The 24,023-nt window shown below is 59.8% G+C and carries 25 protein-coding genes; 18 read left to right on the plus strand and 7 right to left on the minus strand.

What is annotated here, in order from left to right:
* Positions 1–158: 158 nt before the first annotated feature.
* The 12 genes from K2U94_RS14820 to K2U94_RS14875 all read left to right on the plus strand — a co-directional run bounded on the left by K2U94_RS14820 (position 159) and on the right by K2U94_RS14875 (position 10,037).
* Positions 159–1,091 carry a TauD/TfdA family dioxygenase gene (locus tag K2U94_RS14820; RefSeq protein WP_243067938.1) on the plus strand — a complete coding sequence of 311 codons (933 nt, stop codon included), beginning with the start codon at positions 159–161 and terminating at the stop codon, positions 1,089–1,091.
* Between the two features lie 9 nt (positions 1,092–1,100).
* The gene (locus K2U94_RS14825) at positions 1,101–1,301 is read left to right on the plus strand and encodes a sulfur relay protein DsrC (protein WP_243067939.1); all 201 of its coding nucleotides are present in this window, start codon (positions 1,101–1,103) and stop codon (positions 1,299–1,301) included.
* Positions 1,298–1,516, plus strand: a complete 219-nt coding sequence (locus K2U94_RS14830) for a DUF6967 family protein (protein ID WP_243067940.1) — start codon at positions 1,298–1,300, stop codon at positions 1,514–1,516. Before K2U94_RS14825 ends, K2U94_RS14830 begins: the two co-directional genes overlap by 4 nt.
* Before the next feature lie 94 nt (positions 1,517–1,610).
* Entirely contained in the window at positions 1,611–2,639 is a 1,029-nt protein-coding gene (locus tag K2U94_RS14835; protein ID WP_243067941.1) for a YeiH family protein, read from the plus strand.
* Positions 2,640–2,803: 164 nt separating this feature from the next.
* Positions 2,804–3,586, plus strand: a complete 783-nt coding sequence (gene tetH, locus K2U94_RS14840; protein ID WP_243067942.1) for a thiosulfate dehydrogenase — start codon at positions 2,804–2,806, stop codon at positions 3,584–3,586.
* Between the two features lie 11 nt (positions 3,587–3,597).
* Entirely contained in the window at positions 3,598–4,590 is a 993-nt protein-coding gene (locus tag K2U94_RS14845) for a substrate-binding domain-containing protein (protein ID WP_243067943.1), read from the plus strand.
* 39 nt (positions 4,591–4,629) lie between these two features.
* Complete coding sequence (locus tag K2U94_RS14850) at positions 4,630–5,184, plus strand: YeeE/YedE thiosulfate transporter family protein (RefSeq protein ID WP_243067944.1); 555 nt, start codon at positions 4,630–4,632, stop codon at positions 5,182–5,184.
* A complete protein-coding gene (locus tag K2U94_RS14855) occupies positions 5,184–5,708 on the plus strand; it encodes a YeeE/YedE thiosulfate transporter family protein (protein ID WP_243067945.1) in 525 nt (174 codons plus the stop codon). Before K2U94_RS14850 ends, K2U94_RS14855 begins: the two co-directional genes overlap by 1 nt.
* Positions 5,709–5,783: 75 nt before the next feature.
* Complete coding sequence (locus tag K2U94_RS14860; protein WP_243067946.1) at positions 5,784–7,796, plus strand: c-type cytochrome; 2,013 nt, start codon at positions 5,784–5,786, stop codon at positions 7,794–7,796.
* A gap of 137 nt (positions 7,797–7,933) precedes the next feature.
* Entirely contained in the window at positions 7,934–9,217 is a 1,284-nt protein-coding gene (locus tag K2U94_RS14865) for an NAD(P)/FAD-dependent oxidoreductase (protein WP_243067947.1), read from the plus strand.
* 53 nt (positions 9,218–9,270) lie between these two features.
* Positions 9,271–9,777: a sulfur carrier protein DsrE2 gene (dsrE2, locus tag K2U94_RS14870; protein WP_243067948.1), complete on the plus strand. Its 507-nt coding sequence runs from the start codon at positions 9,271–9,273 to the stop codon at positions 9,775–9,777.
* A 32-nt stretch (positions 9,778–9,809) separates the two neighbouring features.
* On the plus strand, positions 9,810–10,037 hold the full coding sequence (locus tag K2U94_RS14875; RefSeq protein ID WP_243067949.1) for a sulfurtransferase TusA family protein: 228 nt from the start codon (positions 9,810–9,812) through the stop codon (positions 10,035–10,037).
* 369 nt (positions 10,038–10,406) lie between these two features.
* On the opposite strand, the gene K2U94_RS14880 is transcribed toward K2U94_RS14875, so the two are convergent.
* The 3 genes from K2U94_RS14880 to K2U94_RS14890 all read right to left on the minus strand — a co-directional run bounded on the left by K2U94_RS14880 (position 10,407) and on the right by K2U94_RS14890 (position 12,246).
* Positions 10,407–10,610 carry a dodecin family protein gene (locus K2U94_RS14880; protein WP_243067950.1) on the minus strand — a complete coding sequence of 68 codons (204 nt, stop codon included), beginning with the start codon at positions 10,608–10,610 and terminating at the stop codon, positions 10,407–10,409.
* Between the two features lie 136 nt (positions 10,611–10,746).
* A complete protein-coding gene (locus tag K2U94_RS14885) occupies positions 10,747–10,911 on the minus strand; it encodes a DUF3309 family protein (RefSeq protein ID WP_243067951.1) in 165 nt (54 codons plus the stop codon).
* Between the two features lie 294 nt (positions 10,912–11,205).
* Positions 11,206–12,246, minus strand: coding sequence for a cytochrome-c peroxidase (locus tag K2U94_RS14890; protein ID WP_243067952.1), 1,041 nt, complete (start codon positions 12,244–12,246; stop codon positions 11,206–11,208).
* A gap of 524 nt (positions 12,247–12,770) precedes the next feature.
* Here K2U94_RS14890 and K2U94_RS14895 point away from each other — a divergent pair.
* The 4 genes from K2U94_RS14895 to K2U94_RS14910 all read left to right on the plus strand — a co-directional run bounded on the left by K2U94_RS14895 (position 12,771) and on the right by K2U94_RS14910 (position 16,164).
* Complete coding sequence (locus K2U94_RS14895) at positions 12,771–13,532, plus strand: ATP-binding protein (RefSeq protein WP_243067953.1); 762 nt, start codon at positions 12,771–12,773, stop codon at positions 13,530–13,532.
* Between the two features lie 61 nt (positions 13,533–13,593).
* A protein-coding gene (locus K2U94_RS14900; protein ID WP_243065398.1) for an IS3 family transposase occupies positions 13,594–14,852 on the plus strand; the annotation gives its coding sequence in 2 pieces (ribosomal slippage) (positions 13,594–13,933 and positions 13,933–14,852; 1,260 coding nt in all).
* A 31-nt stretch (positions 14,853–14,883) separates the two neighbouring features.
* Positions 14,884–15,531, plus strand: coding sequence for a P-loop ATPase, Sll1717 family (locus tag K2U94_RS14905; RefSeq protein ID WP_243067954.1), 648 nt, complete (start codon positions 14,884–14,886; stop codon positions 15,529–15,531).
* 15 nt (positions 15,532–15,546) lie between these two features.
* Positions 15,547–16,164: a hypothetical protein gene (locus K2U94_RS14910; RefSeq protein ID WP_243067955.1), complete on the plus strand. Its 618-nt coding sequence runs from the start codon at positions 15,547–15,549 to the stop codon at positions 16,162–16,164.
* A gap of 430 nt (positions 16,165–16,594) precedes the next feature.
* On the opposite strand, the gene K2U94_RS14915 is transcribed toward K2U94_RS14910, so the two are convergent.
* The 3 genes from K2U94_RS14915 to K2U94_RS14925 all read right to left on the minus strand — a co-directional run bounded on the left by K2U94_RS14915 (position 16,595) and on the right by K2U94_RS14925 (position 22,034).
* A complete protein-coding gene (locus K2U94_RS14915) occupies positions 16,595–17,050 on the minus strand; it encodes a hypothetical protein (protein ID WP_243067956.1) in 456 nt (151 codons plus the stop codon).
* A 710-nt stretch (positions 17,051–17,760) separates the two neighbouring features.
* Positions 17,761–21,012 (minus strand): efflux RND transporter permease subunit, encoded by a 3,252-nt coding sequence (locus K2U94_RS14920; RefSeq protein WP_243068891.1) that lies wholly within the window; start codon positions 21,010–21,012, stop codon positions 17,761–17,763.
* 5 nt (positions 21,013–21,017) lie between these two features.
* Positions 21,018–22,034 (minus strand): efflux RND transporter periplasmic adaptor subunit, encoded by a 1,017-nt coding sequence (locus K2U94_RS14925; protein ID WP_243067957.1) that lies wholly within the window; start codon positions 22,032–22,034, stop codon positions 21,018–21,020.
* 97 nt (positions 22,035–22,131) lie between these two features.
* Between K2U94_RS14925 and K2U94_RS14930 the strand changes: the two genes are divergently transcribed.
* Positions 22,132–22,473, plus strand: coding sequence for an ArsR/SmtB family transcription factor (locus K2U94_RS14930; RefSeq protein WP_243067958.1), 342 nt, complete (start codon positions 22,132–22,134; stop codon positions 22,471–22,473).
* Positions 22,474–22,878 (plus strand): rhodanese-like domain-containing protein, encoded by a 405-nt coding sequence (locus K2U94_RS14935; protein ID WP_243067959.1) that lies wholly within the window; start codon positions 22,474–22,476, stop codon positions 22,876–22,878.
* Here K2U94_RS14935 and K2U94_RS14940 read toward each other — a convergent pair whose 3' ends face one another.
* Positions 22,879–23,991, minus strand: coding sequence for a calcium:cation antiporter (locus tag K2U94_RS14940; protein WP_243067960.1), 1,113 nt, complete (start codon positions 23,989–23,991; stop codon positions 22,879–22,881).
* Between the last annotated feature and the right edge of the window lie 32 nt (positions 23,992–24,023).

A 24,023-nucleotide genomic window follows, 5' to 3' on the forward strand; every position in this document is an offset into this window, starting at 1 on the left:
AACTTGCATGCGCCACACATTAGACCGCGGACCTTGGCGGACTACCCCGCCTCCGGCCGCTCGTTTTCTTTAGTTGTTGCGATCATAACAGAAAATGCGAATATGAGAATAGGTGGAGGAAAAAAAATGAAGATTTTCCAGTCAGGGGCAAAATGCAAATGAGCGCAATAGCTTACAAGGAGGAACCGCCCACCGGGGACAGATGGAGTCCCGCGGTCTTTTCGCTTGAGGACAGCGATTCCTGGCGCCGCTGGCGACAATTCAAGCTCGGTCGAGTCGAGGCGGCGCTCGGCTGCGCGCCGACGACGATCGAAAATCCGCGCGCGGTCTCGCAAGCGGAGCGCAAATCCCTGCTGGCGCAGGTCGCGGCGACCAATTTCGCGCTTTATCAATGGCGCGCCGCGGCGCCGGATGAAAACGCGCTCGACGAATGGCTGCTCGCTTTCACCAATTCCTTCGGCTTGCGCGCCCGCGAAGATCATCGCTCGGCCAATGGCAATGGCGTGGTGCGGATCGAAGTCGCCCGCGAAGGCGGCCGCGCCGGCTATATCCCCTACACCGACCTGCGAATCGCCTGGCACACAGACGGCTATTACAATTATCACGGCCCGGCGAATTGCGTGCGCGGCATGATTCTCCATTGCGCGGCGGCGGCCTCGGAGGGTGGCGAAAATCGCGTGCTGGACCACGAACTCGCCTATCTGCGATTGCGCGACGCCGACGAACAGGCCCTGCGCCTGCTGATTCGCCCCGACGCCATGACCATTCCCGAGGCGACCGACGAATCGGGCCGGTTTCGCGCGACCAATTCCGGCCCGGTGTTTTTTCTCGACAATTCGGGCGCGCTGACCATGCGCTACACCGCGCGGAAAAAATTCGTCGAGTGGCGCGACGAGGAGACCCGCGCGGCGGCCGATCTTCTGCTCTCGCTCATCGACGCGGACCCGCTGGTCAGCCGCGTCAGGCTTGCGCCCGGCCAGGGACTTTTGTGCAATAACGTCCTGCACGACCGCACCGCTTTCCGCAACGACGAGAACAGCTGGCGGCGCCTGTGCCGGATCCGGTTCCACAATCGCATCGACATGAATTAGGAGGAAACCATGGCCCGAATCAGTGAACTCATCATCATGAATCCGGAAATGAACAGTTTCGCGGAACTGGAAAAGAAAGTCGTCCAGGCCGCGCGCGACGGCGAAATCCACCTTTATATGGACATCAAGCCGGAATATCCCGACACGCCCAACAAATGGGAGCACAGGCTGGAACAGGCGTTCTACGCCGCCGAAAGCCCGCGCCGATGACGACGGCGCCGAGACGGGAAGTCGGCGAGATCGAGGCGCCCTATCGGCGCCGGATCAAACTCGACGAAGTCGCCTATGACAGCGGCATGACCCTCCTGCGCCTGACCATCCGGGAGGGCGCGCGCTACACCATTCTCGAAATCGACGCCCCCGCCGCCGAGGCGTGGGGGCGGATGATGCTCGATTGGGCGCAGGCGCAGAAAACTGGCGATTGATCGATAAAAACGAACGATTCGACCAGAAATATGCGATAGATTGAATGTACGAAACATTCGATAATGCGATGGTTTAGAGAGGGTAAACCGTCGCATGAGCACCACATCCGCAACCAGTACGGCAATTCACAAGAAGCACCCTGTCCTCGCCCTGGCGCCGGGCCTCGCCCTGACCATCGGCATCACGCTGGTGGCCTATGCGTTGCGCCTGATCCCGGGCGTGGACAAGTTCAGCCCGATGATCCTCGTCATCCTGATCGGCGCGCTGGTCCACAACACCGTCGGCGTCATACCCGGCACGGGCGAAGGCGTCACCTTCTCGCTTAAGCGCATCCTGCGTCTCGCGATCATGCTGATCGGCCTTCAGATCACCGCCCAGGAGGCGGCGCAGGTCGGTTTCCACGGTCTCGCCATCATCATCACCGGCCTGCTCGCGACGCTGACGGCGACGATCCTCATGGGCCGCTTTCTGGGCGTCTCGCGCGGCCTTTCGCTGCTGATCGCGGTCGGCACCTCGATTTGCGGCGCGTCGGCGATCGTCGCCGCCAAGGCCGCGACGGGCGGCGAGGACGACGACGCCGCCTATGCCGTGGCCGGCGTGACCTTGTTCGGCACCACCGCCATGTTCCTCTATCCGGCGCTGAAGGGCATTCTTCACCTGAACGGTCTCGATTTCGGCCTGTGGGCCGGCTCGTCGGTGCATGAAGTGGCCCAGGCGGTGTTCGCCTCCTCGCAGGGCGGCAAGGAAGCGCTCTATATCGGCACCATCGCCAAGCTGACCCGCGTCGCGATGATGGCCCCGGTGATCATCGTGCTCGGCGAAGTTTACGCCCGCATGGGCCTTTCCGGCGAAGGCGCGGGCAAAAGGCCGCCGTTCCCGTGGTTCCTCATCGGCTTCCTCGCCATGTCGGCGCTGAACAGCCTGGTCACGATCCCCCACGTCATCATGGACCCCGTCCGCGGCGCGACGACCTTCCTGCTGTCGATGGCCATGGCGGCCATGGGATTGCACACCAATCTCCGCCATGTCTTCTCGGCGGGCGTCAAACCGCTGGCTTTGGGCCTGTTCGCCTCGGCCTTCATCAGCCTCTGGGCGCTGGCCCTGATCAAGCTGACCATGTGATTTTCGGTCGGCGGCGAAGGAAAGCTTCGCCGCCGTCTTGACATCCGTCACGTGGCTGAAATGATACGAATGTGATAATGTGTTGCGCCATACCAGAGCGCAGCCTCATCAAGTTTCGCCGTCGGGGCGTTCAGCCCGGCGGCGGTTTTCTCAGGGGAGGAATCATGACTGACGCTGTTTTGGGACGTAGAGACGCCATCCTGGCCATGGGCCTCGGGCTCACCGCCGCGCTCGCCGCCGACGGTTCGGCCAAGGCCGCCGAATCGATGGTCCTTCCCGCCGGTTCGAGCACGCTGGCGGATCTGGTCGCCAAGCTCGAAAAGGCGCCCCGCCGGCGCGATTTCAAGTCCGTCCCGATGATCCTCACCGACAAGAATTATTGGGACCATGAGGCGCTCGCCGACGTTCTGTCCTATCGCGGTTCGCCGCGGCAGGCCTGGGACAACACCGACATCGCCAGCCCGTGGCTGAACGGCATGCGCAATGCGCTCAACGCCCAGGTCTTCGGTTTCAAGCACGCGAACTTCCTCGTCGTCTCCGCGACCCATGGCACCGCGCATTTCGCCCTGCTCGACCAGGCGATGTGGGACAAATATCAGCTCGCCAAGCTGATCAAGGACAAGTTCGAGAAGAACACCTTCATTGCCGAGCAGCCAGGCGCCAAGGCCGATCCCAAGGATTTCGAGAACGCCGAAGGCGTCTTCTCCGGGCACAACGTCTCGATTCCTGCGCTGATGCGTCGCGGCGTCGTTTTCCTCGCCTGCCACAACACCATGTGGGAAGTCTCTGAGAAGCTGATGAAGGCCGGGATCAATCCCGACAAGCTTTCGCATGACGCGATGGCCGCGGAATTGACCAACCACATCATCCCGGGCTGCGTCCTGACGCCCGGCATCGTCGGCACTCTCCCCGAACTCGCCGCGGCCGGCTATTCCTACGTGAAATAAGGATCGCAGACATGAAATTTCTTTCACGCGCGGCGTTCTTCGCCGCCGCGGCGCTTCTGGTCGCCGGCGCATCCGCCGGGGCGCGGGCGGAAAATGTGAAGCTGCGTCCTGATTTCGCTCCGCCGTGGCAGGGCGGCGCCAATAATGACGTCGCTCCGGCCCAGCGCGGCCTCGACTTCACCGAGCCGGACGCCGACAATCTCGCGGATTTTCACGGCTCGCCGCAGGATCCGAAACTGACCCTGTACTTCGGCGGCAATTATTTTTTCGCCACCGCAGAACTGGTTGACACTTTCGAGAAGCAGCATCCCGAGTTCAAGGGCCGCATCTATTGGGAGACGATCCCGCCGGGCCTGCTCGCCCAGCAGATCAAGGCGGGCGGAACGATCACGGTCGGCAATATGACCTGGACCGCGCAGGCGGACGTCTATTTCGCCGGACTCAGAAGGATCAAGCAATCCATCGACGAGGGCATAGTCGAAGCGCCGGCCGTTCCCTATGTCACCAATACGCTGACGATCATGGTTCCCAAGGGCAATCCCGCCCACGTGACCAGTCTGTCGGATCTCGGCAAGCCGAGCATCAAGCTCGTCATGCCCAACCCGGCCTATGAGGGCATCGGACGCCAGATCAAGGCGGCGCTCGGCAAGGCGGGCGGCGAGGCTCTGGTCAAGGCCGTTTACGAGACCAAGGTCGCCGACGGCTCGACGATTCTCACCCACATCCACCATCGCCAGACCCCGCTTTATCTCATGCAGGGCCGTGCGCAGGCGGGCGTCACCTGGCAATCCGAAGCGATCTTCCAGGAGAAGGCCGGCCACCCGATCGAGAACGTCGATATTCCCGACGCCCATAATGCGACGGCGATCTACGCCGGCGCCGTGGTGAAGGGGGCGCCGCATCCCGACGCCGCGAAGCTGTGGCTCGAATTCATCAAGTCGCCGGCGTCATTGGCGATTTTCGAAAAATACGGCTTCAAGCCGTACAAGGGCGGCGCCAACTGAATGCCGCAACACTGGCGCTTGATTCAGCGGAGAACCATCATGTCGATGCTGACGGACCGCCTCTCGCAACGCACGGCAGGGCGCAGGCTTGACCTGTCGCCCTACCTCATCGGCTCCGCCGTCGGCGTGCTGAGCTGGGTCGCCTTCTCCGTCGCGGGCGACCCGCTCGGCGTCACCACGGCGCTGTCGCAGGCCGCCCAGCCGATCGCGGCCCTCCTTTTCGGCGCCGAGACGGCCGCGAAAAATCCCTATTGGGCGCCGATGCCCTTCTCCTGGAATTACGGCGTCCTGTTTCTGGTCGGGCTCATGGCCGGCGCGCTCGTTTCCTCGCTCGTTGCGGGAACATTCCGCTTCGAGAGCGTGCCGCGTTTCTGGCGCGAACGTTTCGGGGGCTCGGTCCTCAAGCGCTTCGCCGTTGCGTTTGTCGCGGGCGCGGTCATGATGTTCGGCGCGCGCATGGCCGGCGGCTGCACCAGCGGCCACGGCATTTCCGGCACGTTGCAACTGGCCTTGTCGAGCTGGATCTTCATCGCCATCGTCTTCGCCAGCGGCTTGATCGGCTCGCGTATCGTCTATGGGCGGAAGGGGAAGTGATGCACGTCCTTTTACCCCTGATCATGGGATTCGCTTTCGGAATCCTGCTCAACCGCTCCAAGGTGACGGACAGCAATGTCATCGAGGGGCAGTTCTGCCTCTGCGACTTCACCATGCTGAAGGTGATGCTTCCCGCCATCGTCATCGGCGGGCTTGGCGTCCTGGTCCTGATCCATTTTGGCGACGCGAAGTATCACATCAAGGACGCCAATATTCTGGGCGTCGCGCTCGGCGCGACGATGTTCGGCCTGGCGCTGGTGTTTCTCGGCTATTGCCCTGGCACCAGCCTGGCCGCCACAGCGACGGGGAGCGTCCATGCCCTCGTCGGCGTGCTGGGCATGCTCGCAGGCGCGATGCTCTATGCGTTTTCCTTCAGCTGGATCAAGACGCATATTCTCAATGTCTGGGCCGTGGGAAAAGTCCGCCTGCCGGAATTGACCGGCGTTCCGGACATCATCTGGCTCGCGGGTCTCGGCGCGATCGCCGTTGCGGGCTTCGTCTGGCTCGAGCGCCGCGCGGCGTAACGTCGAGAGCGCGGGCCTCGATCGCCCGCGCGAATGATTGACGCGCCGCAAAGGCGCGCGAAATTGGGGGGAAGAATGTTGGCGACACGTCTGCTCGCGCCCTTGGCCGCGGCTGTTTTCATCGCCCAGGCGCTGGGTTGCGCTCCGTCCTTCGCGGCTTCGTCCGACGACGCCTTGGTCGCGCGCGGCGAATATGTCGCGCGGCTCGGCGACTGCGGCGCCTGCCACACCGCCAAGAGCGGCAAGTTCATGGCGGGCGGCCTCGCCTTCGAAACGCCCGGCGGAACCGTGTTTTCGACCAACATCACGCCCGACCCCAAGACCGGCATCGGCTCCTATACGCTCGAACAATTCGACCGCGCGGTGCGGCGCGGCGTCGCGGCGGACGGCCATCATCTCTATCCCGCCATGCCCTATCCCTCCTTCGCCAAGACGACGGACGAGGACATCAAGGCGCTCTATGCCTATTTCATGAAAGGCGTGACCCCGGTCGAGCAGGCCAACAAACCGGATGAAATGCATTTCCCCTTCAACATCCGGGCGAGCATGTATTTCTGGAACCTGCTGTTCCTCGACAAGAAGCCCTTCACGCCCGACCCCGCCAAGGACGCCCAGTGGAATCGCGGCGCCTATATCGTCGAGGGGCTCGGACATTGCGGAACCTGCCATACGCCGCGCGGCCTCGCGATGCAGGAAAAGGCCTATGGCGACGACAGCCCGTCCTATCTGGCCGGATCGACCCTCTCGCCGTGGCGCGCGATCAGCCTGCGCAATCTGACGTCGGAAGACGACATCGTCGAACTGCTGAAGACCGGCGCCAACAAACATTCGATGGCCTTCGGCCCGATGACCGAGGTCATTCATCACAGCACCCAATATTTCACCGACGACGACCTGCGCGCGATGGCGAAATATCTCGTGTCGCTGGCGCCGGCCGGCGCCAAGCCGCCGGAAACCGCCGCCGTGGACGAGAAGGAACTGTGGGGAACGCGCGGCGGCCTGGGCTATGTCCAGTTCTGCAGTTCCTGCCATCACGCCGGCGGCCTCGGCGCGCCGCGCATCTTCCCCGCGCTCGCCGGAAATCCCGCCTTCCTGTCCGACGACCCGACGTCGGTGCTGAATATTGTTCTTGCGGGGGGCGGCTCGGCGGAAACCAAGGCGCGGGATCACGTCTTCCACATGCCCGCCTTCGCGCCGCTCGGCGATGAAGAATTGGCGGAAATCCTCACCTTCGCGCGCAAATCCTGGGGCAATTCCGCCAGCGCCGTGACCGCTGCCCAGGTCGCCGCCATGCGCAAGAAACTGGCGCTGCCGCCCCCGGCGCCCAAGAGCAATGAAACGCCGCGTTTCGCGGATCTGCTCGGCGAACCGGATTCCGGAAAGCTGGTCTTTGGCGCGCAACTGATGATGGACACCGTAAAGCTGCTGCCCAAGAATGTCGGCAATGCGATGAACTGCGCTTCGTGCCATATCAACGGCGGCACGGTCGCCAAGGCGTCGCCCTTCTTCGGCGTCGTCTCGCTGTTCCCGATGATGAACAAGCGCGCCGGCAAGATCATCACCATCGAGGACCGTCTGAACGGCTGTTTCCAGCGCTCCGAGGCCGGTTCGCCGTTGGCGGTCGATTCCAAGGAAATGCAGGCCATGGTCGCCTTCATGGCCTGGATGAAAGGCGACAAAGGCCCCGACGGCAAGATCGTCGGGCGCGGCACCGGCAAGGTTCCGCGTACGCTCAAACCCGATCCGGTCCACGGCGAAAAACTCTACAAGGCGGAATGCGCCGTCTGCCATGGCAAGGACGGCGAGGGCGCGAAGAACGCCGCCGGCGATTGGCTGTTCCCGCCGCTTTGGGGGGACAAGTCCTATAACATCGGCGCCGGCATTGCCCGCACTTATACGGCGGCGAATTTCATCAAGGCGAACATGCCGATCGCCCACGTCAAGAATTTTCCCCAGGACCAGGGCGGCCTTTCCGATCAGGACGCCGTGGACATCGCGGAATTTTTCAGCCACCAGCCGCGCCCCGACTTCCCGCCCAAGGTCAACGACTGGCCCAATGGCGGCAAGCCGTCAGACGCCCGCTATTGAAGCCTTGCAGCGCGGGACGCCGCCAAAAAAGGGGGGCGGCGTCCCGAGGATTCCACTCGACATTCACACAAATACGAATAATCTAATGCGAGAACATAGAACGGCGTATCCTAACGTCGTCAACATAGGAGGGGAGGATGGCGGAAATCGTCATCATGGGCGCCGGCCTGGGCGGCACCATCATGGCCTACGAAATGAAGGACCATATGCGTCCGGAGGACCGCCTGACGGTTGTCACCAAGGACCCGGTCTATCATTTCGTGCCGAGCAATCCGTGGATTCCAGTGGGATGGCGGACGCGGGAATCGATCGAGATCGACCTTGCCCCGACCTTCGCCAAACGCGGCATCGAATTCAAGCCGGTCCCGGTCGCCAAGGTGGACCCCGAGGCCAACAGCCTGGAGCTCGAGGACGGCTCGACGGTCAAGTATGATTATCTGATCATCGCCACCGGCCCCGAACTCGCCTTCGACGAGATCGAGGGTCTGGGGCCGGATGGCTTCACCAGTTCGGTCTGCCACATCGACCACGCCGAAAAGGCGGCGTTGACCTTCGAGGAATTCTGCAAAAAGCCGGGGCCGATCGTCACCGGCGCGGTGCAGGGCGCGTCCTGCTACGGACCGGCCTATGAATTCACCTTCATCGTCGAAACCGAATTGCGCCGGCGCAAGATCCGCGATCAGGTGCCGATGACCTTCGTGACCTCCGAGCCCTATATCGGCCATCTCGGCCTCGACGGGGTCGGCGACACCAAGGGCCTGCTTGAAAGCGCGATGCGCGAGAAGCACATCAAATGGATGACCAGCTCACGGGTGAAGAAGGTCGAGAGCGGCAAGATGACCGTCGAGGAGATCGCCGACGACGGTTCGGTCAAGGCGACCCATGAGATGCCCTTCGGCATGTCGATGATGCTGCCGGCCTTCCGCGGCATCAAGCCGTTGCGCGGCATCGACGGTCTGGTCAATCCGCGCGGCTTCGTCATCGTCGACAAGCACCAGCAGAATCCGAAATACAAGAACGTCTTCTCGGTGGGCGTGTGCGTCGCGATCCCGCCGATGGGCCCGACGCCGGTGCCCTGCGGCGTCCCGAAGACCGGATTCATGATTGAATCCATGGTGACGGCGGCGGCGAAGAACATCGGCGAAATTCTGCGCGGTCGCGAGCCGATCTATCGCGGCAGCTGGAATGCGATCTGCCTCGCCGATTTCGGCGACACCGGGGTGGCCTTCGTCGCGCAGCCGCAGATCCCGCCGCGCAATGTCAACTGGTCGGGGTCGGGCAAATGGGTCCATGCGGCCAAGATCGGCTTCGAGAAATATTTCATTCGCAAGATGCGCAAGGGCGAAAGCGAGCCGTTCTATGAGTCCGCCGCGCTCAACATGATGGGCATCTCCAAGCTCAAAAGCGTCACCACCGATTGAACCTCGCGCGCCGGAGACCCCGCCGCGCCGCCACCAATACCAAGGAACGCTCAATGACTGAAAATGCAGAAGCGGGCGCCAACGCCAAGACCATGACAATCATCGTCACCAAGGGGTCGCTCGACTGGGCCTATCCCCCTCTCATCCTCGCGACGACCGCGGCGGCGATGGGCGTCGACGTCACCCTGTTCTTCACTTTCTACGGCCTCGAGATCCTGAAGAAGAAGCTCGACCTCCAGGTCACGGCGCTCGGCAATGCGGCGATGAAGATGCCGATGATGGGCATGCATATGGCCATGCCCAACATCGTCGGCATGCTGCCCGGCGTCGACGCCGGCGCCACCACGATGATGAAGAACCTGATCAAGAAGAAGGGCGTCGCCTCGATCGAGGACCTGCGCGAGGCGGCGATCGAATCCGACGTCAAGATTATCGCCTGCCAGATGACGCTCGACCTGTTCGAATACAAGCAGTCCGACCTCATCGACGGCATCACCATCGGCGGCGCGGCGACCTATATGGAACAGGCGCTGAAATCCGACATCAATCTCTTCATCTGAAGCTTAAATCCCAACGAAACCAAGAGGAAACAATGGCTGACAAAACTCTCGACGCCAAGGGCCTGAACTGCCCGCTGCCGATCCTGCGCGCGAAGAAGACCCTCAAGGAGGTCCCCGCCGGGGGCACCCTGGAAATCCTCGCCACCGACCCCGGCTCGGTGGCGGATTTCGCCGCCTTCTGCCGCACCACCGGCAACGAACTGGTCGAGTCGTCGTCCGACGGCGGCGTCTATCGCTTCCTGATCAAGCACGTCGCGTAACCTCCCGATCCCGCGACGCCCGCCACGGCCCGCCTCCCCGGAGGCGGGCCGTTTCATTTTACGCGATCCGCCCCGCCGGGCGCGGTCATTGCGAGAAGCCACAGGGCGCGCCAGCGCGCCCTGTGGCTTCCAACGCTCGACGCGAAGCGTCGGCAAATGAACCGCAACACAATCCCCTGCCACCTTTCGATGGTTTGAAAGGCGGAAAGCTTCGCGCCATGCCTATTTAGGGATTTAGTATCCTGTCACCGTAACTCAGTTCTTTGCGTCGGGTGATTTCCGTCCAGGCCGTCTGTTTCCCTCGAATCTCGTAAATCCCGACAGAATCAAAACCTACTGAAATCACCCAACTTCTTTTTCAGTCAGCCTCTAATCGATCAAGACAAAGGTGACCTTGAGATCGACACGGTACTCAGAAATTTTGCCGTCTTTCACGATGACCTTCTGTTCTTTGACCCACGCTCCCTCGACATTCTTGAGTGTCTCTACCGCGCGCTTTATGCCCTTCTCGATGGCATCCTCGAAGCTCTTGTTCGAACTGGAGATAATCTCCGTTACTCTCGCTACCGACATTGCTTCCTCCTTCGTGGGATTAAAACTACCTTGCAACCTTTAGGGTCTAATTGTCGCGATACATTATTGTTCAACAGCAGCGGAATGAGCGAGCCAGTCAGAACCGAGCTTCGTCAGCCAGAAACTCTTTGCTGGGTTAAAGCTTGCCCAGCAAGAGGAGGACCACCAGAATAATAATAACGAGGCCGAGGCCGCCGCCGCCATAGTAGCCAGTACCATAAAAGGGGCCGCCGCCGATTCCACTAAAGCCGCCCAACAACGCGATCACCAAAATGATGATAATGATGGTCCAAAGAGACATTTTGAAGGTTCCTGTTCTGGGTCGGCCGCGACGGTCGCGGCGCGTTCAACGCAAATTTATTGTCCCGTTACCTAACGATAGCAGATAGCAAGAAGAATGATGATCCGGATTGCCCCCCCAACAGCCACAGCAGAATTCCACGGCTCGCCTTCGTGATCCAGAACCAGCCGCACCGCGCGGGCGCGGACTTCGGGTCAAAATTTGTTTGTCGTAGCGCTCGTCATAACCCCATCCTCTCAGGAGTTGGGGCCTTCGGCAAAACCCGGGGGGCGGGCGGGTTCGATCATCCTCCGCTCAGGGCTCGGGTTTGGGTGTAAGCGCGCCGCTGGGAGGGAGTACAGGGACGACAACCTTTGGTGGATCACCCGACAGGCTGACGAGGAACGCTGTGATTCTGTCAACCTCATCGCCGCTGAGTTGTATGCCAAGTTGGCTTGATCCCATGACGGCAACCGCCTGCCGCAGATCCCAAACCTGTCCGGTATGAAAATATGGCGCCGTCAGTGCAACGTTGCGAAGGCTGGGGATCCTGAACACGTACTCGTCGCCGGCCGTCTTGGTCACCATAAAGCGGCCCTTGTCGGACGGAGGAAGAAGATCGTCGCCTGGCTTGGCAACAACCCCGAACGGTGCGTAGGACCCGCCGCCTATGTTGATCCCATTATGGCAAGTGGCGCAGCCTTTTCCTATAAAGAGCGCCAACCCTTCCTTTTGAACGGCAGAAAGCGCATTTGCGTCGCCTTTGAGGTAACGATCGAATGGGGCATTCGGAGTAATCAGCGTCGCCTCAAACACCGCAATCGCTTGCTGGACGTGCGACAGCGTGATTTTGTCGGAAGCATCGGGAAAGGCCGCGGCAAATAACGGTTCGTAGCCTGGAATACCCTTCAACTGTTCAGCGACGTGCGGAGCCGGCGACGCCATTTCCACCGAGTTCATCATCGGGCCTGATGCCTGTTGCTCCAGGTCCTTGGCGCGCCCGTCCCAGAACTGTGCGATATTGAAAACCGCGTTGAAAACCGTGGGGGCGTTGCGCCCGCCATGCTGCCATCGGTGCCCGATCGAGGTCGGCTCGGCGTCAGCGCCGCCTAGTCCGAGATTGTGGCATGAAGCGCAGCTGATTGCGTGGCTCGCTGAAAGGCGCGGATCGAAATAGAGCAACCTGCCGAGCTCCAGCTTCGCTGGCGTAGCCGGGTTGCCGGGCAAGGCCGGCGGCGCTGACGGAATCGGCTTGAAGAGCTTCAGGGCCTCGCTCATTTGGGCCGTTTGAGCAATGGCGGACGACGACGCAAGAAGACCTAACCACATGGCGATCAGGGCATTTCTTCCCAGCATGACAGCCATCCTTCCAAACCTGGGACGCGGTTGCGCCATCCCTATCGCTTTATTGCTTTACGGGCGCTTGCCTGGATGACGAGCGGTCTGTCCACGCAGCAACCCACAATGGACGTTGGCCTTCGAAGGGGGCAGGTTCGGAATCTACCTAGCAACTCACAATGGACGTTGGCCTTCGAAGGGCGCAGGCTCGGAAACTACCTAGATGCCATAATGGCCCCGGACCCGAGCCTTTGGTTCAGGATGGTGGCTGTCCCCCGTATGATGACGGCATTACCGTGACACGTTACTAAATCCCTTTTTTCGGCCCCTATTTGCGGGCGCGCGTCGCAGGCAAAATGTCATTGTGACGCTAAATGGTAATTTAGTAACGTGTCACCGAAACCGTAACTCCGAACTCCAAGGAATCAGGTCCAATTGGATTTCGTCAAGGGCTGGTGTCCGCTGGGCTCTGCGCTGGAATCCAATGTTCGAATCTCGTAGTATAGCCATTACGCGAGCAAACACTGGCCACGTGTGGTGAAATGCCAAATTTCGACGATGCAACTATCGAAAAATTGTTCGGCGCCGACGATGCAGAGAACGAACGGTCGGAGCGATTTAAAGAATACTTTTATTATAACCACGCTTATGAATCGTTAGTATCCGATCTTCCAGTTCGTGTTCTCGTCGGACACAAAGGCGTCGGCAAAAGTGCTTTGTTAAAACGGGCATACCTATCTGATATAGACAGAGATATAAAGTGCATTTGGATTCGCCCAGATGCGCTACTTAGTATTCAGACAAGCGCTAGTGCCGATAATCAGTTTATTAAATTAATAGAAACATGGAAACGAGGCATTCTTGTTCAGATCATCAATAATTTTTTCGGCGATAACGCATCACAAATCGCTCCAGAGCTGAACACCGCCAAAGCAGCAGACCTCGTAAAACTCGTTATTAAATCCATTAACACTGACGCGAATACAATTGGGACGACATCGGACTCCGTAGTAAACATATATATAGACGATATCGATCGGGGCTGGTCAGCAAGCGCCGATGCAATAAAGAATATCTCAGCATTGCTGAATGCTATTCGCGATATAGGCGGATTAGAGTCACGAATTCGAATCCGAATCGGCTTACGAAGCGATGTATATTTTCTTGTTCGAACCTCAGACGAATCAACGGACAAAATTGAACGTAACGTTATTTGGCTCAGATGGTCAAATGATCAGGTACTTCGTGTTATGGCGAAGCGTATTGCCACTTTTTTTCACCTAAATACGGACCAAATGAAATAGCCCCGTAAGTCGCCGGACAGGCACTCCCACTTCGCTAAGAGGTAGGAGTAATGTGGTGTTTATGACTGGTGACAATCCGAAGAGTGAGGTCCTGCCGGGCCGAGAACGACGGCGTCGGCGCACGTCGGCGGAGAAATTGGCGATCATTGCCGAGACGATGGAGCCGGGCATGACGGTTAGCCTTGTCGCGCGCCGTCACGGCATCGCCCCCAATCAGCTGTTCACCTGGCGGCGGCTGGCGAACCAAGGCGCCCTGACCGCGACGCAGGCCGAGGAGGACGTCGTTCCGGCGTCCGCCTACAGGGCTTTGGTCGACCAGGTGCGCGAACTGCAGCGCCTGCTCGGCAAGAAGTCGATGGAGGCCGAAATCCTCAAAGAGGCGCTTGAAGTCGCCGTAGGCTCAAAAAAACGGATGTTGCGGTCGTTGTCGCTGCCGACGCTCAATCCACGGGACGGTTCGCGATGAAGGCCGTCTGCGAAACCCTCGGCGTCGCCCGCTCGAATGTCGCCGCGCGCATTGCCGGCGGCGCGGCCAAACGCATGGGCCGACCGCCCCTGCCGGAAGACGATCTGCTCTGCGAGATCAAGGGGATCATCGCCGAACAGCCGTCCTGGGGCTACGCCCGCGTGTGGGCCGACCTGCGCCGCAAAAGACGCGCCGAGGGCGCGGCGCCGGTCAACCGCAAGCGGGTTTATCGGGTGATGAGGGCGCACGGCCTGTTGCTTCAACGTCATGCCGGCGGCGGCGAAAACCGCCGGCATGACGGCAAGATCGCCGTTCTGCGCTCCAACCTGCGTTGGTGTTCCGACGGCTTCGAGATCGCTTGCGACAATGCCGAAAAAGTCCGCGTCGCCTTCGCGCTTGATTGCTGCGACCGGGAAGCCCTCGGCCATGTCGCCACGACGGCGGGCGTCAAGGGCGAGGACATCCGCGACCTGATGGTCAGCGCCGTCGAATATCGCTTTGGCCCGGTCAATCGCCTGCCCAGCCCGATCGAATGGCTGACCGACAACGGGTCTTGCTACATCGCTGGCGACACGAAACATTTTGCCCGCGAAATCGGCCTTGAGCCGCTGACCACGCCGGTCGAAAGCCCCCAATCGAATGGAATGGCCGAAGCCTTCGTCCGCACGATCAAACGCGATTACGCGCGCGTGTCGCCACTGCCGGACGCCGAAACCGTGATCCGCTTGCTGCCGTCGTGGTTCGAGCATTACAACACACGCCATCCGCATCGCGCGCTTGGCTATCGTTCACCCCGCGAGTTCATCGCGGATCGCTTGGCCGCCGAAGCCGGAGAGTGTCTGTCCGAAACTTAAGGGGCTACAACACCAAACGGCCATCGACAAAATGGATCAACTGACAATATCGCAAAATATTTTGTCGAAGGTTATCGATCCAAAATTTAAGGGCAAAGGCCACTGGGACGATCGACCTATTCATAACGTGCTACTTTCGCTCACACGAGCGCGCCCGAGGGACTTAATCAAGCTTTTTCACCTCGCCGCAAAGCGAGCTCATCAGAAAGGCGCCCAATTCATAGCGTCAATTTATTTAGAGGATATTTTTGAAGCATATTCTCAGGAACGCCTACAAGACATTATAAACGAATTCAAAAGTGAATTGCCTGATATAGAGCGCCTACTGCTTTCGATGAAGCCATCAAAACGCGAACGAAAAACTGCTTCGAGCTATCAATTTACGACGGATGCACTTTCAGTGAAGCTGAATAACATAATTAGCCAAAACACTTTTAAGTTTACGAATGGCCGACCGATCTCCGCTAGGAGCCTGATTCAATTCCTATACAAGATTGATTTTATCACCGCGAGAAAGGAACTTCCAGACGGCGAAATAAATCGAAAATATTTTGACGAGAGCCGGTTCTTAGCAAGCGAGGTTGCAGACTTTGGGTACAATTGGGAGATACATCCCGCTTACCGTTGGGCATTGCAGCCTCAAGACGTCCAATCAATCTTGAATTCACTGTTTTCATAAATTGGAGTTAAGAAGATGATGGCCCCGAAATGGTCAGCCCTTCGGCCAATTGGAAGTTCACCGCCCGCGAAGCTATCCACCGTCATGCCGTTCTTAGGTTATTTGATAATTTTTCAACAAGATATCGTTCACGCGGCGTCGAAGGTATACTTTTCATATCACCAATTAGATAGAATAACGCCATCAGGCCAGATCGACACAAATTTATATTTTATTTATTTCGGTCTATTTATATTTGGCGTCGGATCATTTATATTTTTTATCGCGTGCGATCCTATTATAAAACGCCATGTGGACAGCGAGGCATTCTGTAGTTATAGCGCAGCAGCAAGCGTTACAAGTGATATAATTGCATATTGCGACTATATTCAATCTGCCAAAGGTTCGAGTGACACCGAAAGAACTCAGGCAACGCTTATTGCTAGTTCAACCTTATCCGGGGTGCAGCCAACGTTAACCCAGGAGTCAAAATTTTTCGTATACAAGACGGTGTATAGGATTAAAGATGAGAACTTTACGGCCCTACGTTGGGCAACGTTTCTTGCGTTCGGTTGTGGCTTAGCATTGCTCGCGATCCCATCTGTCGTTGTATTTCTAAAAGTTTGCCGTGTTTTTTTCAGCCAGTTATTTTGAAAAAGGATTTGTCGTTCCCGTGACACGTTACTAAATCCCTTTTTTCGGCCCCTATTTGCGGGCGCGCGTCGCAGGCAAAATGTTTTTATGACGCTAAATGGCATTTTAGTAACGTGTCACCGGAACCCAGGGCGCGCCAATGCGCCCCTCCGATCCCAACGCTTGACGCGGAACGTCGGCAAATCAACCACGACACAATCCCCTGCCACCTTTCGATGGTCTGAAAGGCGGAAAGCTTCGCGCCATGCCTATTTAGGGATTTAGTATCCTGTCACCGTAACTCCCATAACTGAAATGCTGACCCGACCGTTCGTCCGTTCCGCGCATCCATCGATCCCCTTCGCATCGAAGGAAATCACGAACTCGGCTTAAGCGAAAGGGTTTTGCAGCAGCCTGCTAATGGGACGCGAAGACGCATAGTGTAAACGCCCTAAAGACCAAGCGATTTTTTCAATTCTATCGGAAATGCGGAATCTCGGTAAAGGTTGCCAAATACAAAATCACCGACTATGTCTTTGCAATCAAAATTTAAATCTAAAATTGTATAAGTAAAACCAAATCTGTTTATTATACCTTTTGGCGGAGAAACGACTCCATCGACGCCCAATGCGCGACTTACTGAACCTGAGGGGCTAATAATAATGTTCCCCCTTTGCCTGGATTTTGCGTCTTGATAGTCCATAAGGGCCTGCGCGCTATCCGGCGTCCAGATCGCAGAGTCATCAATAAACTTAAAAAATCTATGATCAAGTGGTATTATTTCAATAGCTCTTTTCAGAAGATACTTTATCAGCAAAACGTCGTCTCTTTTATTAATCTGGCCCTGTCCAACAGGGTCAGAATTTACATAAACAATACTAAGGGCAGTCATAAGGATCTTCGCCATTACTGGCTCCCCTTGAATATTGACTTAATTCAAATTGTTATCGTACTCCCTTTCGACTCGGTTAGCAATACAGAAGCGTGACTGCCTATAGCATGCGCGCCGGATCGTGTCCCAGTCGTTGGAGTAGTTGAAGCAGCGTCACGTGGTCGCCGCATAGGGGGAGTTACGGGGACATGATACGAATTCCCCATTGGGGCAAGTCTCGGCAGGGATCGTTGGATGGCCGCGTCCTGGCGTCGCGACGGTCGGTTGGGTTTTAGCCGGCTCCGCCGCAGCCGGGAGCTTCCAAGCCGATGGTTATTTCAATCTTCGGTTGTAAAACGGCATGAAAAACCATTGAAAAAACGCACGAATCTTGCTGATTCTCGTCATTTTCGGGCAAAAGCCGGTCGATTTCCACCCCCTGCAACCGCGCAGTTGCATGCCCTCCACCGGCCACAAGCGGATTTTTGCCCCCGCCCCATCAGCCCTCCGCATCGGTTCCCGATTGGCCGCAAACGCCGATTTCTAACCTTTTAACAATACCTTACAAAAAACCGTTTTTGTTCTCGCGGGCTATGCCGGCGCGGCGATTGCCCGCCAGCGTTTCACATGAAACAAAACAAGAACATAAATCGGCTGTTCCAAGCCGGCTTTTTCCTGCCCAAATGATTTCCACCCCGCCCGCTTTCGCCAAAACGGCGGGCTTTCGCCCGCCGCCGCATTTCCTTTTAGCTGTTGTCGAACTTCGGGCCGCCGCGCATCACGACATAGATCGCCGGGATTACCAGCACGGTCAGCGCGGTCGAGGAGGCGAGGCCGAACAACAGCGAGATCGCCAGGCCCTGGAAGATCGGGTCGGACAAAATCACCGCCGCGCCGATCATCGCCGCCAAAGCCGTCAGCAAAATCGGCTTGAAGCGGATGGCGCCCGCCTCGATCAGCACGTTCCGCAAGCCCTGGGACTTGTCGGCATGGCGCACGAAATCCACCAGCAGGATCGAGTTGCGCACGATGATGCCGGCGAGCGCGATGAAACCGATCATCGAGGTCGCGGTGAAATCGGCGTGGAACAGCCAATGGCCGAACATGATGCCGATGAAGGTGAGCGGGATCGGCGTCAGGATCACCAGCGGCAGCTTGAACGATTTGAACTGCGCGACCACCAGAATATAGATCCCGACCAGGGCCGCCATGAAGGCGGCGCCCATGTCGCGGAAGGTCACCCAGGTCACCTCCCATTCGCCGTCCCACAGCAGCGAGGGCTTGGACTCGTCCAGAGGCTGGCCGTGCAGGATGATGCGCGGCTTTTCGAGGCCCGGCGGGAATTTCATCTCGTCGAGCTTCTTGTCCACCGCCAGCATGCCATAGAGCGGCGCCTCATAGGCGCCGGCGAGCTCCGCCGTCACCATTTCGGCGAAACGGCCGTTGTGGCGGAACAGCGGGAAGGACGATTGTTCGTCCGACACCCGCACGACGTCGCCGAGTTCGACCACCGAGCGGTTGCCCGGCAGGCTGTTGGCTGGAACCGGCGTGGTCAGCGCCGACTCGTCGATCTTGATCTGGTTCTTGGCCAGGGCCAGCACGATCGGCAAGGGCTGGCGACCGCCGCCGCGATGGGAATAGCCCACCACCGTGTCGCCATAGAGCAGCTTGAGGGTCTGGAACACGTCGCTCTGCTGGACGCCGAAGAACTCCAGCGAATCCTGGTCGATCTCGATCCGCTTGCGCGGGGCCTGGACGCCATATGAATCGTCCACGTCCACAATGAAGGGCGCGCTCTCGAAAGCCTTGCGCACCTGCGCCGCCACCGCCCGCCGCGTCTGCGGGTCAGGCCCGTAGATTTCGGCGAGCAGCGTCGCCAGCACCGGCGGCCCCGGCGGCGGCTCCACCACTTTGAGCGAGCCGTGCTTGGGCATGGCCAGGCCCGCCAGGCGATGGCGGATTTCCAGCGCGATCTGATGGCTGGTGCGCTCGCGCTCGTCCTTCGACGTCAGATTGATCTGCACATCGCCCATTTCGGGCTGGTTGCGCATGTAATAATGGCGCACCAGGCCGTTGAAGTTGAAGGGCGCGGCGGTTCCCGCATAGGTCTCGAACGAGACGATCTCGGGAATGTCGCGCAGCCGTTCGATCGCCGCGCGCAGGACGCGGTTGGTCTCCTCGACCGACGTGCCGTGCGGCAGGTCGGCGATGATGGCGATCTCCGATTTGTTGTCGAAGGGCAGCAGCTTCACCGTCACCAGCTTGAAATAGAACAGGCTGAGCGAGGCCAGCGTCGCCACGCCGACAATGATCAGGAAACGTTTGGCCGAGCGCCGCGTGCGCAGCACCGGCGCGGCGAAAATCCGGTAAAGGCCGCCGAGCTTGCCGCCGTCGCTCGCTTCGTGATGGGCCGGCGGCGCCTTGCCGGCGACCTTGATCATCAGCCACGGCGTCAGGATCACCGCCACGAAGAAGGAGAACACCATCGCGGCGGAGGCGTTGGCCGGGATCGGGCTCATATAGGGCCCCATGAGGCCCGACACGAACAGCATCGGCAGCAGCGCCGCCACCACGGTGAGCGTCGCCACAATGGTCGGATTGCCGACTTCCGCCACGCCGTCGATCGCCGCCTGGACGCGCGAGCGGCCGTCCCGCATCGCCCAATGGCGCGCGATGTTCTCGATCACCACGATCGCGTCGTCCACCAGAATACCGATCGAGAATATCAACGCGAACAGACTGACGCGATTCAGCGTGTAGCCCATGATCCGCGCCGCGAAGAGGGTGAGCAAAATCGTGGTCGGAATGACGACCGCCACGACGACGCCCTCGCGCCAGCCGATCGCGAAGGCCACCAGCGCCACGATCGACAGGGTGGCGAGGCCGAGATGGAACAATAGTTCGTTGGCTTTCTCGTTCGCCGTCTGGCCGTAATTGCGCGACACCTCGACATTGATGTCGTTGGGAACCACCCTCCCCTTGAGGTCCTGCAACTGTTCGATGATCTGTTTGGCGATCACCACGGCGTTCGAGCCCGCGCGCTTGGCGATCGCCACCGACACCGCCGGGGCGCCCTGCAATCCGCCGTGGCCATCCTTCACGAAACGGCCGACGCGGGTTTCATTGGGCTCGCCAACGATGGTCACCTTGGCCACGTCGCGCAAATAGACCGGGCGGTTGTCGCGGGTGGTGATGAGCAGGTCGCCGATCTGCGGGATCGTCTGCAGGGTCCGCCCCGCCACCGCCTCGATCTGCAATCCCTTGTCGCGGATCAGGCCGGCCTTGAACGCGGTGTTGGCGCCCTGCACCTTGGCCGCGAGCTGCTGCAGCGTCACGCCATATTTGGCGAGGGCTTCGGAATCCGGCTCGACCCTTATTTCGTCGGCCTGGTCGCCGACAAGATAAGTCAGACCGACATTGTCGAGCTTGGAGATTTCGGTGCGCAATTCGCGGGCGACCGAGGTCAGGCCGTCGGAGCTCCAGCGCGCCGCCGCCGCGGGCTTGGGCGACAGGGTCAGGACCACGATCGCGACGTCGTCGATGCCGCGCCCGATGATCAGGGGTTCGGGAATGCCGGCCGGAATCTTGTCGAGATTGGCCCGGACTTTGTCGTGCACGCGCAGAATCGCGGCGTCGGTCGAGGAGCCGACCAGAAAGCGCGCCGTGACCACGACCTGGTCGTCATAGGTCTTGGAATAGACGTGCTCGACGCCGTCGATTCCCTTGACGATGGTTTCCAGCGGCTCGGTCACCAGCTTGACCGCATCCGTCGCCTTGAGGCCGTTGGCCTGGACGATGATGTCGACCATCGGCACCGCGATTTGCGGCTCTTCCTCGCGCGGCAGGGTAATCAGCGCGATCAGGCCCAGCGCCAGGGCCGCGATCAGCAGCAACGGCGTCAGGGGCGATGTGATGAAAGCGCGGGTCAGCGACCCGGCGATTCCAAGTGGACGGCCGTCGGCGGGCGGGCGCGCGCCGTGCGGCGTCTGGTGACTCATATCGCTCATGGAAGCTGAACCTTGTCGCCGGACTGAAGGCCGGTGAGAACTTCGACCATGCCGGGCTCGGCGGAATCGGCGTAAACCACCGCGACGTCGAGCGGTCCCTCGGCGCGCAGCACGCGAACATAATCGACGCCCGAGCGCGTCATTATCGCCGAACGCGGAATCAGCATCACTTCGCGCTCGCCGACCGGCGCATATATCTGCACGCGCTCACCGACGAAATATTTGCTGAGATCGGCGACTTCGGCGTCCGCGATGACCCGGCCGTTCTCGATCTCGGGATAGATTTTCACGATGCTGCCCTTGCGCGCCGCCCCCGAACCGAGTTCAAGGCCGGCGTCCTGGCCGCGCGCCGTCAGCAACACCGGCGAGCCGAGCTTCAGCAGCGCCGCATGGCGTTCCGGCAGGCTCAGGCGCAGGAACAAATTGCCCGCCGCGATTCGCGCGATCGTCTCGCCTGGCAGGACCACCGAGCCGGGAATGACCGAAACGGTCAGCACCACCCCGTCCCGCGGGGCCAGGACATTGCCTTCACTCATCTGCTGCGAAACGACCGCCCGCTGCGACTGCATCGCCTCGACCTGGTGTTGCAGAACATCCACGTTGGTCTTGGCCTGGTCATAGGCCGCCTTGGTGATGAAGCCGCGCGGCAGGAGGTCCTGCGCCCGCTTCAACGCGTCGGTGGCGTTGGCTAGCTGCGATTGCAGCGCTTTCAGCTGGCCGTCGAGCGATTGCGCCTGCAGCGCCAATTTCTCGTCGGCCACCGTCGCGATCACGTCCCCCGCCTTGACATGGGCGCCTTCATCCACCGAACGGCTCGCCAGGACGCCGCCGATTCGCGTGCGCGCCGGCACGATGTCCCGGCTCTCGACCTGGCCGAACATCGCCTTCATGTCGGGAACATTGCGCTTCTTGACGACGAATTCCCCCGCCTGCGCCGCGCCGGATAGCGCCGCGCAGACGGCGACCGCCGCAAGGCCTTGGACAATGGGAAAGAATGGGCTTCGCTTGCGCATGAAAAGTCTCGTAGTCCGGTGATCCGCATGCAAAGCGCGCCATCCGGCGCGCCATGAGGAGATTTACATATATTCAAATATATGCAAATAATGGGGAATGATTGTCAAGCAGTTCGAACTTGAGCTTTTCGACTCGGCGGCGGACCACGCCTGCGACCTGATCAAGGCGCTGGCTCATCCGGCGCGGCTGCGCATCGTCTGCGCCCTATCGGGACACGAATGCTGCGTGACGAGCCTCGCCGAAATCGCCGCCGTCCCGATCTCGACCATATCCCGCCACCTTGCCTTGCTGCGCAAGGACAGGATTGTCAAGACGCGCCGCGCCCGCCAGACTGTGTTCTATTCCCTGAACGACGAGAATGTGGGCAAATTCGTCGACATCCTCGCCGCGACCTTTTGCGCCGTCGCGCCGCCGAACGCCAAACGAAGGAAGGTTTGAATGACCCTGAAAAGGCCCTTGAAGAAAGGCTTCAAGCAGATGCTCGCGGAGGCCAATGCGCTCATCGAGACAATTTCCGTCCATGACGCCCTTCCCCTCGTCGGCGAAAAGTCCATCCTGTTCCTGGACGTGCGCGAGGCCGTCGAACTCCAGAAGGGCGAAATTCTCGGCGCCCTCCACGCCCCCAGAGGTTTCCTAGAGTTCTACGCCGATCCGGACTCCACGATGCACAAGCCGGAAATGGCCAGAGCCGAAAAAATCATCCTCTATTGCGCTACCGGAGGCCGCTCGACCTTCGCCGCCAAGACCCTCGTCGACATGGGTTACGACCTCGACAAAATTTTCAACCTCGCCGGCGGATTCGAAGCCTGGAAAGCCGCAAACGGCCCGATCGAGGTCATCTGATCAAGGCACGGCCGAAAACAGCAGGAAAACGCCGAAAATCACCAGATGGACCGCGCCCTGCAAGATGGTGGCGCGGCCCGTCGCAAGAGTGAGCGTGGAGACGAACAGGGTCAGCATCAGCACCGTCATGCCTTCGCCGTCGAGGCCGAGCGTGAGCGGCTTGCCCAGATAGAGCGACACGGCGGCGACAGTGGGAATGGTCAGGCCGATGCTCGCGATCGCCGAACCGATCGCGAGATTGAGGCTGATCTGCAGCTTGTTCGCGCGCGCGGCGTTCACCGCGGCGACGCTCTCGGGCAGCAGGACCAGGGTCGCGATGACGACGCCGAGGAAAGAGACCGGCAGGCCGACCGAGCGGATGCCATGCTCCAGCGCCGGCGCCAGGGTTTTCGCCAGGAGCACGACGCCCGTCAGCGATAGAACGAGCATCAGACCGCTGAAAGCAGTGACGCCGGCCGAAGGCGGCGCCAAAGCTTGCTCTTCATCGGCGTCGGGATCGACAAGAAAATAATCGCGATGGCGGACGGACTGCACGAAAACGAAGACGCCATAAAGCAGAATGGAGGCCACGCCGACAAAAATCAGCTGTGTCGGCGAATATTGCGGGCCGAGCCGGGTTACGGTGAAATTGGGCAGGATCAGGCTGAGGACCGCCAGCGTGGAGAGAACGCTCAGCGCCGAAACCGTGCCGTGAACGCTGTATCCCTGTTCGCGATAACGCGCGGCGCCGAGCAGCAGGCAAAGGCCGACGACGCCGTTCAGCACGATCGCGACCGCCGAAAACACCGTGTCGCGCGCCAGGGAATTGTCGCCCGATTCGGAACCGACCATGGCGGCGACGATCAGCGCGGTCTCAATCGCGGTCACGGCCAAAGCGAGGAGAATCGACCCCATCGGCTCGCCCACTTTGAGCGCGACCACTTCCGCATGATGGACGGCGGCGAAGACCGAAACAAACAGCAGGACCGAGGCGGCCAAAAGCACGGCGAGATGCTCCGCATCCACGACATGCGCATATTTCAAGCCGACCAGAACCAGCGCGGCGAGCGGCGCCAGCACCGTCATCGCCAATTTCATCCATCCGGCGCCATGCGCATCGCTCGACGAAGCCATTCCGGCCGTCCTCCAAAAAGGTGAAGCCAAAG

It is taken from the genome of Candidatus Rhodoblastus alkanivorans, assembly GCF_022760755.1.
GTDB lineage: Bacteria > Pseudomonadota > Alphaproteobacteria > Rhizobiales > Beijerinckiaceae > Rhodoblastus > Rhodoblastus alkanivorans.